At 71.4% G+C, this 9,445-nt stretch carries 8 protein-coding genes; 3 read left to right on the top strand and 5 right to left on the bottom strand.

Going from position 1 to position 9,445, the window contains the following annotated elements; genetic code table 11:
- From ACWGH4_RS24145 to ACWGH4_RS24125, 5 genes are all read right to left on the bottom strand, one after another.
- Positions 1-1,574: uroporphyrinogen-III synthase (locus tag ACWGH4_RS24145; RefSeq protein WP_453464395.1), on the bottom strand; the 1,574-nt coding region annotated here is incomplete at its 3' end.
- Positions 1,571-2,530, bottom strand: a complete 960-nt coding sequence (gene hemC, locus ACWGH4_RS24140) for a hydroxymethylbilane synthase (protein ID WP_441265623.1) — start codon at positions 2,528-2,530, stop codon at positions 1,571-1,573. The genes ACWGH4_RS24145 and hemC, both read right to left, overlap by 4 nt.
- Entirely contained in the window at positions 2,527-4,251 is a 1,725-nt protein-coding gene (locus ACWGH4_RS24135; protein WP_453464391.1) for a glutamyl-tRNA reductase, read from the bottom strand. Before ACWGH4_RS24135 ends, hemC begins: the two co-directional genes overlap by 4 nt.
- Entirely contained in the window at positions 4,248-4,973 is a 726-nt protein-coding gene (locus ACWGH4_RS24130) for a redox-sensing transcriptional repressor Rex (RefSeq protein WP_159688926.1), read from the bottom strand. The genes ACWGH4_RS24135 and ACWGH4_RS24130 overlap by 4 nt, the downstream gene beginning before the upstream one ends.
- A 359-nt stretch (positions 4,974-5,332) precedes the next feature.
- Entirely contained in the window at positions 5,333-5,608 is a 276-nt protein-coding gene (locus tag ACWGH4_RS24125; protein WP_453464388.1) for a glutaredoxin family protein, read from the bottom strand.
- A 104-nt stretch (positions 5,609-5,712) separates the two neighbouring features.
- On the opposite strand from ACWGH4_RS24125, the gene ACWGH4_RS24120 reads away from it, so the two are divergent.
- The 3 genes from ACWGH4_RS24120 to ACWGH4_RS24110 all read left to right on the top strand — a co-directional run bounded on the left by ACWGH4_RS24120 (position 5,713) and on the right by ACWGH4_RS24110 (position 9,377).
- Positions 5,713-6,654, top strand: a complete 942-nt coding sequence (locus ACWGH4_RS24120) for an HAD family hydrolase (protein ID WP_364586109.1) — start codon at positions 5,713-5,715, stop codon at positions 6,652-6,654.
- Positions 6,655-7,061: 407 nt separating this feature from the next.
- Complete coding sequence (locus ACWGH4_RS24115) at positions 7,062-7,910, top strand: ECF subfamily RNA polymerase sigma factor, BldN family (RefSeq protein WP_441265619.1); 849 nt, start codon at positions 7,062-7,064, stop codon at positions 7,908-7,910.
- A gap of 270 nt (positions 7,911-8,180) precedes the next feature.
- Positions 8,181-9,377 carry a DUF5667 domain-containing protein gene (locus ACWGH4_RS24110; protein WP_453464384.1) on the top strand — a complete coding sequence of 399 codons (1,197 nt, stop codon included), beginning with the start codon at positions 8,181-8,183 and terminating at the stop codon, positions 9,375-9,377.
- Positions 9,378-9,445: the final 68 nt, after the last annotated feature.

Raw genomic sequence — 9,445 nt, 5'->3', positions numbered from 1 at the left:
GCGCCGAACTCGGCCAGCGCCTCGGCCAGCCGGTGCACGGACGGCTCGGGGGACAGCACGTCCACCCGGAGCCCGTGCTCCTCCGCGGTCTTCGCGGTGGCGGGACCGATGCAGGCGATCACGGTCACGTTGTGCGGCTTGCCGGCGATGCCGACCAGGTTCCGCACCGTCGACGACGAGGTGAAGAGCACGGCGTCGAAGCCGCCGCCCTTGATCGCCTCGCGGGTGTCCGCCGGCGGCGGCGAGGCCCGCACGGTCCGGTAGGCGGTCACGTCGTCGACCTCCCACCCGAGCTCGATGAGGCCCGCGACCAGCGTCTCGGTCGCGATGTCGGCGCGCGGCAGGAAGACGCGGTCGATCGGGTCGAAGACCGGGTCGTAGGGCGGCCAGTCCTCCAGCAGACCGGCCGCGGACTGCTCACCGCTCGGAACGAGGTCCGGCTTGACGCCGAAGTCCACCAGCGCGGCCGCCGTCTGCTCGCCGACCGCCGCGACCTTGATCCCGGCGAAGGCGCGGGCGTCGAGCCCGTACTCCTCGAACTTCTCCCGCACCGCCTTCACGGCGTTGACGGACGTGAACGCGATCCACTCGTAACGGCCGGTGACCAGGCCCTTGACCGCGCGCTCCATCTGCTGCGGCGTGCGCGGCGGTTCGACGGCGATCGTCGGGACCTCGTGCGGCACGGCGCCGTAGGAACGAAGCTGGTCGGAGAGCGAGGCCGCCTGCTCCTTCGTACGCGGCACGAGCACCTTCCAGCCGAACAGCGGCTTGGACTCGAACCACGCGAGCTGCTCACGCTGTGCCGCGGCGCTGCGCTCACCGACCACGGCTATGACCGGCTGGTGGCCGTCGGGGGACGGCAGCACCTTCGCCTGCTTCAGCGTCTGCGCGATCGTGCCGAGCGTCGCCGTCCAGGTCCGCTGCCGCGTGGTCGTGCCGGCGACGGTTACGGTGAGCGGGGTGTCCGGCTTACGGCCGGCCGCGACCAGCTCGCCGGCCGCCGCGGCGACCGTCTCGAGCGTGGCGGAGACGACGGCCGTGCCGTCGCTGGCGCCGACCTCGCTCCAGCAGCGGTCGGAAGCGGTCCGCGCGTCGACGAACCTGACATCGGCGCCCTGCTCGTCACGGAGCGGGACACCCGCGTACGCGGGCACGCCCACCGCGGTCGCCACACCGGGCACGACCTCGAAGGGAATCCCCGCCGCGGCGCAGGCCAGCATCTCCTGACCTGCGTCGGTGTCCAGGCCGGGGTCACCGGTCACCGCACGGACGACCCGCTTGCCGCCCCGTGCGGCCTCCATGACAAGATTGGCCGCATCCCTGAGTACGGGGATTCCGGCGGTTGTTGACACGTCGTCAACAACCGTCAGTTCAGGCGTGCTCACGCTCGCCCGCGCATGGCCGCGAACGACGTCGAGCACCTGCGGCTCGGCGACCAGCACGTCTGCGCCGGCAAGCGCCTCGACGGCGCGCAGAGTCAGCAGACCGGGATCGCCGGGACCGGCACCCAGGAAGGTGACGTGCCCGTGTCCGTGTGCCGGAAGGGGCGGACGGTTCGAGGTGGTGGGGCTCAAAGTGCTCGCTCCCCCATAAGACCAGCCGCACCCTTGGCGAGCATCTCGTCCGCGAGTTCGCGTCCGAGCGCCGCCGCGTCGTCGTGCGACGTGGGTACGGGACCGGTGGTGGACAGCTGCACCAGCGAAGAGCCGTCGGTCGTGCCGACGACGCCGCGCAGGCGCATTTCGGTGAATGCCTGGCCGTCGCCCAACAGGTCGGCCAGCGCACCCACAGGTGCGGAGCAGCCGGCCTCCAGGGCGGCGAGCAGGGATCGCTCGGCGGTCACGGCGGCCCGCGTGTGCGGGTCGTCGAGCTCGGCGAGCGCGGCGGTGAGGTCCGCGTCGGACGCGGAACACTCGATCGCCAGTGCCCCCTGGCCGGGAGCGGGCAGGACGAAGTCCACCGACAGGAAGTCGGTCACCTCGTCGGTCCTGCCGATGCGGTTGAGTCCGGCCGCGGCGAGCACGACGGCGTCGAGCTCCCCGTTCCGTACAAATCCGATGCGGGTGTCGACGTTGCCGCGGATCGGCACCGTCTCGATCGTCAGGCCGTGCGTGCGGGCGTACGCGTTCAGCTGCGCCATCCGGCGCGGCGAACCGGTCCCGATCCGGGCGCCGTTCGGCAGCCGTTCGAAGCTGAGGCCGTCGCGTGCGATCAGCACGTCGCGCGGGTCCTCACGCTTCGGCACGGCCGCGAGCGCCAGCTCGTCGGGCTGGGTCGTGGGCAGGTCCTTCAGCGAGTGAACGGCGAAGTCGACCTCCCCGCGCGCCAGCGCCTCACGCAGCGCGGCGACGAACACGCCGGTGCCGCCGATCTGCGCGAGATGCTCACGGGACACGTCCCCGTACGTGGTGATCTCGACGAGCTCGACGGCGCGGCCGGTCAGCCGGCGCACCGCCTCGGCCACTTGCCCGGACTGGGCCATGGCCAGCTTGCTGCGCCGGGTTCCGAGCCTCAGTGCCCTCTCGGTCATACTCGCCCTCGGTTCTTGACATCTGCGTCATTCAGGTCGGCCCGGCTGACGGAGGCGACCGTCTCCGGGTCGAGGTCGAAGAGTGTCCGCAGCGCGTCCGCGTACCCGGCGCCGCCGGGTTCTCCGGCCAGCTGCTTGACCCGCACGGTGGGCGCGTGCAGGAGCTTGTCCACCACGCGGCGCACGGTCTGGGTGATCTCGGCCCGCTGCTTCTCGTCGAGTCCGGTCAGCCGCCCCTCGAGGCGCGCCATCTCGCCCGCCACCACATCGGCGGCCATGGTGCGCAGGGCGACCACGGTCGGCGTGATGTGCGCGGCACGCTGGGCGGCGCCGAACGCGGCGACCTCGTCGGAGACGATCGAGCGGACCTGGTCCACGTCGGCGGCCATGGGCGCGTCGGCCGAGGCCTCCGCGAGGGACTCGATGTCGACGAGGCGTACGCCCGCGAGGCGGTGGACGGCGGCGTCGATGTCCCTCGGCATCGCCAGGTCCAGCAGCCCGAGCCGTACCGGTCCGGCGCCGTGCGCGACGACCGTGCGGTCCGCTTCACGCGGGGCGCGTGAGCCGTTGTCGACCCAGGCGCCGTGCTGGACGAGGGAGTCGTCGAGCCCGACGGGGCACTCGGCGGCGTCCGTGACGGCGGGCTCGGTGCCCGGGGCAACATCCGCGGCGGCGAAGGCCACGGCGCTGTCCGCGCCCTGTTCCACGGCGGAGACCGGCGCGTCGGCGTCGGCAGCGGCGGGCGGCACCCCGGGAAGTCCCGCGATGTCGTCGTGGCGTCCGGGCAGCTCGGCCACCCGTCCGTCGCGCGCCGCGACGGCGGCGAGGCGGGCGACCAGGCTTCCTTCCGGCGCACGCAGGTCCTCGAGGACCGCCGCGCCGGGCACCACGTGCTGCGCGAGCGCCGCCGCGACCGACTCGGCCGTCAGCACCAGGCCCGTGGCACCGGTGCACGACACGGCCACGTCGGCCAGGGCCAGCTCGGCGGGCACGTCCGACATGCGCACGGCGCGCGCGCTCACACCGCCCTCGGACAGCACCGCGGCCAGCCGCTCCGCGCGTTCCATGGTCCGGTTGGCGACGACCAGTTCCCGCACGCCGAGGCGCGCCAGCGTCGTGGCGGCCAGCGAGGACATGGAGCCGGCGCCGATGACGAGCGCCTTCCGGTCCCGTGCCCAGGTCTCGACCGGCTCGCCCGCGGCGAGCTGCTCGAGACCGAAGGTGACGAGCGACTGCCCGGCCCGGTCGATCCCGGTCTCGCTGTGCGCGCGCTTGCCGACCCGCAGCGCCTGCTGGAACAGGTCGTTGATCAGCCGTCCGGCGGTGTGCAGTTCCTGCCCCAGCGCCAGCGCGTCCTTTATCTGGCCGAGGATCTGCCCCTCGCCGACGACCATCGAGTCCAGGCCGCAGGCCACCGAGAAGAGGTGGTGGACGGCCCGGTCCTCGTAGTGCACGTAGAGATAGGGGGTGAGCTCCTCGAGGCCCACGCCGCTGTGTCGGGCGAGCAGCGTGGACAGCTCGGCGACACCGGCGTGGAACTTGTCCACGTCCGCGTACAGCTCGATGCGGTTGCACGTGGCGAGCACCGTCGCCTCGGTGGCGGGTTCCGCGGCCAGGGTGTCCTGGAGAAGCTTGATCCGCGCGTCGGTGGGCAGGGATGCCCGCTCCAGCACACTCACGGGTGCGCTGCGGTGGCTCAGCCCTACGACCAGGAGACTCATGCCGGCATCACCGCGGACATGTCACCGTCGGGGCCCTTGCGGTTCGCGGCCTCGGCCTCTTCGCCGGCCTTGCGCTGCTCGTGGAAGGCGAGGATCTGGAGCTCGATCGAGAGGTCGACCTTGCGCACGTCCACGCCGTCCGGCACGGACAGCACGGTGGGCGCGAAGTTCAGGATGGAGGTGACACCGGCGGCGATCAGGCGTTCGCACACCTGCTGCGCGGCGCCGGCGGGCGTGGAGATGACGCCGATCGAGACCCCGTTGTCGCTGATGATCTTCTCGAGCTCGTCCGTGTGCTGCACCGGGATGCCCGCGACGGGCTTTCCGGCCATGGTGGGGTCGGCGTCGATCAGCGCGGCGACCCGGAAACCACGGGACGCGAAGCCGCCGTAGTTGGCGAGCGCGGCGCCGAGGTTACCGATTCCTACGATCACAACCGGCCAGTCCTGGGTCAGGCCCAGTTCCCGGGAGATCTGGTAGACGAGATACTCCACGTCGTAGCCGACGCCCCGGGTCCCGTACGAGCCGAGGTAGGAGAAGTCCTTGCGCAGCTTCGCGGAGTTGACGCCCGCCGCCGCCGCGAGCTCCTCGGACGAGACCGTGGGTACGGAACGCTCCGACAGCGCGGTCAGTGCGCGAAGGTACAGCGGAAGCCGGGCGACGGTGGCCTCGGGGATTCCTCGGCTACGGGTCGCCGGTCGGTGATTTCGGCCAGTTGCCACGGTGCTCCTGGGGGATGAGCGAGGCTGCAGGCGGCCGTGTGTCCCAGGACCGCCCCGTCGACAGCAGGCTATGTCTTTGTGAACGCGTGCACAAAGATGGTGTCCGCTTTGTCCGTCCAAAGTGACCGGGGTCACGCAATTCGGCGGCCGGATCGAGGAACCGCGAACCGATCGTGACCGCAGGGCTACCGAAGGGCGCAAAATCGGACACTCTCCTCTCGAATACGCCCCCGAGACCGCCTGATTCCGCCTACTGTGCCCTGCCGTCATCGAATGCCGATAGGGCCGCGACGGCGCGCCGTGCACTTCCGTGGACGCGGGACCGGACGCGGCCCGGGTCCTGTCCGGGCGGACAGGACCTACGCGCCCAGCGCGCGCCGCAGCCGGGTCGCGTCCACCTTCCAGAAGGTGTGCTGCTCGCCGTCGACGAGCACCACCGGGATCTGCTCCCAGTAGGCGCGGTGCAGCTCCTCGTCCTGGTTGATGTCCTTCTCCTCCCAGGGGACGTCGGCCTCCGCGCACACCTGCTCCACCACGGCGCGCGCATCGTCACAGAGATGACATCCGGGCTTCCCGATGAGGGTCACCACGTGTTCCCCGGAGTTCTTCTTCGTACGCCGCAGCAGTGGACTCATACGCCCATTCTCGCCGCTCCCCTTAACAGCGCGGTCGCGGACTGTTCACGCCGCCGCATCCTCGTGCGTCAGGAAGTACCGAACAGACTGGCTATGCTCACGACATGGCCGCACTGGGATGGCTCACCCCGCGCAGGCGCTCCGCCACGGCACGCAGCGTGCTCGCGGGCGAAGCCGCAGCCGAGGCAGCACGGAAGTCCTCGCAGACGATCGAGGCACTCGAGGCACAGGACGTCACCGCCCCTGCCGTGGAACCGGAGTTCCCCGTCGCGGGCGACGAGCGCGCCGCCGCCTTCTTCGACCTCGACAACACGGTCATGCAGGGCGCCGCGATCTTCCACTTCGGCCGCGGGCTCTACAAGCGCAAGTTCTTCCAGCGCCGCGAACTGGCGAGGTTCGCCTGGCAGCAGGCGTGGTTCCGGCTGGCCGGCGTCGAGGACCCCGAGCACATGCAGGACGCCCGCGACAGCGCCCTCTCCATCGTCAAGGGCCACCGCGTCTCCGAGCTGATGAGCATCGGCGAGGAGATCTACGACGAGTACATGGCCGACCGCATCTGGCCGGGCACCCGCGCGCTCGCCCAGGCCCACCTCGACGCCGGCCAGAAGGTATGGCTGGTCACGGCGGCGCCCGTGGAGACCGCGACGATCATCGCCCGCCGCCTCGGCCTGACCGGCGCGCTCGGCACCGTCGCCGAGTCGGTCGACGGCGTCTACACGGGCAAGCTCGTCGGCGAACCGCTGCACGGCCCGGCGAAGGCCGAGGCCGTGCGCGCGCTGGCCGCGGCGGAGGGCCTCGACCTGTCCCGCTGCGCGGCGTACAGCGACAGCCACAACGACATCCCGATGCTCTCGCTCGTCGGCCATCCGTACGCGATCAACCCGGACACCAAGCTGCGCAAGCACGCCCGGCAGCGGGACTGGCGGCTGCGCGACTACCGCACCGGCCGCAAGGCGGCCAAGGTCGGCATCCCCGCTGCGGCCGGGGTGGGAGCCCTGGCGGGCGGCACCGCGGCCGCGGTCGCGCTCCACCGCCGCCGGCGCTGACGCGGTCACGCCCCACAGCCGCCGCGGACCCCGCGCGGCCTTTCGCCGACGGCCTGCGGCCGTCGCACGCTTCCGAACACGTGCTCCCCCGGCGTGTCGGCGGCCAATCCACGGCTGTTACCCCTCCGGGCCCCCGGCCAGTCCTCTTGTCACGGCCCGGCCACAACTCACCGCCCGATAAGACAGTTGTCGACGCAATTCGATCAACAAGTGCTCACAATGTGCGACCAGTTGCGGCCCTAAGACGTAACAGAAGCGACGGAAACGACGATTTGAGCAACTGGGTGTAGCGCTGCCTGTACGAAGCGTTATTCTCCTCAGACGCATGACGGACCACCCCACCAGTCATCACGACGGGTGAACGGTCCCGCACTGCTCGTGATGGAAGCTCTGCCTCTGGGAGTCCCGTGTACCCACACGTCGGGGTTGACGCCTCGGGCCTGGCTACGCTGCGCGCAGCGGTCCTCGACCACTTGCGCGGCCTTGTCCCCGCCGCGTACACCGTCCCCGCATACGCCACCCCCGGCCTCGCCGCCGGCGGTCCGGCAGCACCCTGCTACGCCCTGACCGACGGCCTGCAGAAGGGTCCCGCGCGCAGCGCAGTCGACGAGGGGCGGCGGTCGGCCGACGGACGGGCCTCGGGCAGAAGGGCGGGCCGGGGCAGCTCAGGCGCCCACGCCGCCACCCGCCGGCCCACCGCCGACAGCGACAGCGCCCGCATGATGGACCTGGTCGAACGCGCCCAGGCGGGCGAGGCCGAGGCCTTCGGCCGGCTCTACGACCAGTACAGCGACACCGTCTACCGCTACATCTACTACCGCGTCGGCGGAAAGGCCACGGCGGAGGACCTCACCAGTGAGACCTTCCTGCGCGCCCTGCGCCGCATCTCCACCTTCACCTGGCAGGGCCGGGACTTCGGCGCCTGGCTCGTCACGATCGCCCGCAATCTGGTCGCCGACCACTTCAAATCGAGCCGCTTCCGCCTGGAAGTGACCACCGGCGAGATGCTCGACGCCAATGAGGTCGAGCGCAGCCCGGAGGACTCGGTCCTGGAGTCCCTCTCCAACGCCGCGCTGCTCGAAGCCGTCCGCAAGCTCAACCCCCAGCAGCAGGAGTGCGTCACGCTCCGCTTCCTGCAAGGCCTGTCCGTCGCGGAGACGGCCAGGGCGATGGGCAAGAACGAGGGCGCGATCAAGACCCTTCAGTACCGGGCGGTCCGCACGCTCGCCCGACTGCTGCCCGACGACGCACGCTGAGCCGTTCCCCCCGCGACAGAGCCCCATCGTTCCCCCACTCCCCCACGGCCCCCGTCCCCAACTGACAATCGGTGACGCCTCGATGACGCACTGGTCCGATCATCTTTCGCGCGTAACCCAAGTGCCGCGACGCTCGTTGTGCGGAATGCAGGCTCCCTCTGGACGCGCCATGCCCGCAGCCACTCACTCGTTCGTGTGGATGTACTCAAGGTGTGCAACCCTCCAGACCCTCAGGGGAGTCGATCGTCATGACGAGAGGAGGTGCCGCCAGTGATCGCGAACGTTTCGGCGCACCGGCGGGCGAACGCCTTCGCCCAGGCCTTGGAAGACCAGGCGGCCGAACAGCCCGACGAATCGGTCGAGTCCGTCGAACCGCCCGAGCACGAACGGCTGTTGACCCTGGCCCACGGTCTCGGCGAACTGCCGAAGCCGCAGCTGGACCCCGAGGTCAAGGTGGTGCAGCGGGCACAGCTCGTGGCGGCGATGGAATCGCTGCTCCAGGAAGGCAGAGGGGGTGCGTCCACGGGCCCTACGGTGCCCGAGCAGCGGACCTCCGGCCGCGGCGCGCACCGGGCATCCCCGCTCCGGAAATTGCGACCGCGTTCCCGCTGGTCGAAAGGGCTCGCCGCCGGCGGGCTGACCGTCGGTGTGGCGGCCGGGGCATTCGGCGGAGTGGCCGCTGCGAGTTCCGACGCCCTCCCCGGTGACTCGCTGTACGGGCTGAAGCGCGGCATGGAGGACTTCAAGCTCGGCCTCGCGGACGGTGACTCCGACCGCGGTGAGCTCTACCTCGACCAGGCGTCGACCCGCCTGAGCGAGGCCCGCCGGCTGATGGAGCGGGACCGCGGCGGCGCACTGGACCACGAGTCCCTGGGCGAGGTCCGCCGCACGCTCAACGGCATGCGGCACGACGTCACCGAAGGCCACCGCCTGCTCAGCGCCGCATACGAGCGCGACGGGTCGCTCGCCCCGATGGCCGCGCTCAATTCCTTCTCCCGCTCGCACCGCGACACGTGGGACGGACTGCGCGACCGGCTGCCCGCCCAGCTGACCGACGTCGGCAACGACGTCGACTCCGCCTTCGACGCCATAGACGAACAGGTCGGCCCGCTCGAGTCGATGCTGCCCCGCACCCCGGAGAAGCAACGCGACTCCCAGGGCCCGGGCGCCTCACAGGACTCGGGACGCACCGCCGACCCGGACCGTACGGCATCGACCTCGCCCGGCGCCGACGGCGGGCACGGGAGCGGGGACACCAGTCCCAGCCCTTCCGGCTCCACTTCGGGTACGCCGAACGACGGCCTGCTCGGGGGCAACACCGGTGGTCTCCTCGATCCGCCGCAGGGGCAGGCGAGCCCCTCCCCGTCCGGCAAGGGCTCGGAGCCGCCGCATCCGCAGATCACCATCCCGCCGCTGCTGCCGGGCATCCTCCCGGGTCTCGGTTTCGAGGCCGAGGACGACGGCTGACGTCGGCGGAAGCACCACGCGCGGCTGAGGGGTGGGTCCCGGTCGGCACCCACCCCTCACCGGTGTCC

Source organism: Streptomyces sp. NPDC054847 (assembly GCF_053610925.1).
Note: the sequence above shows the minus strand (reverse complement) of the source record. Positions and strands in the feature narration are given on the sequence as shown.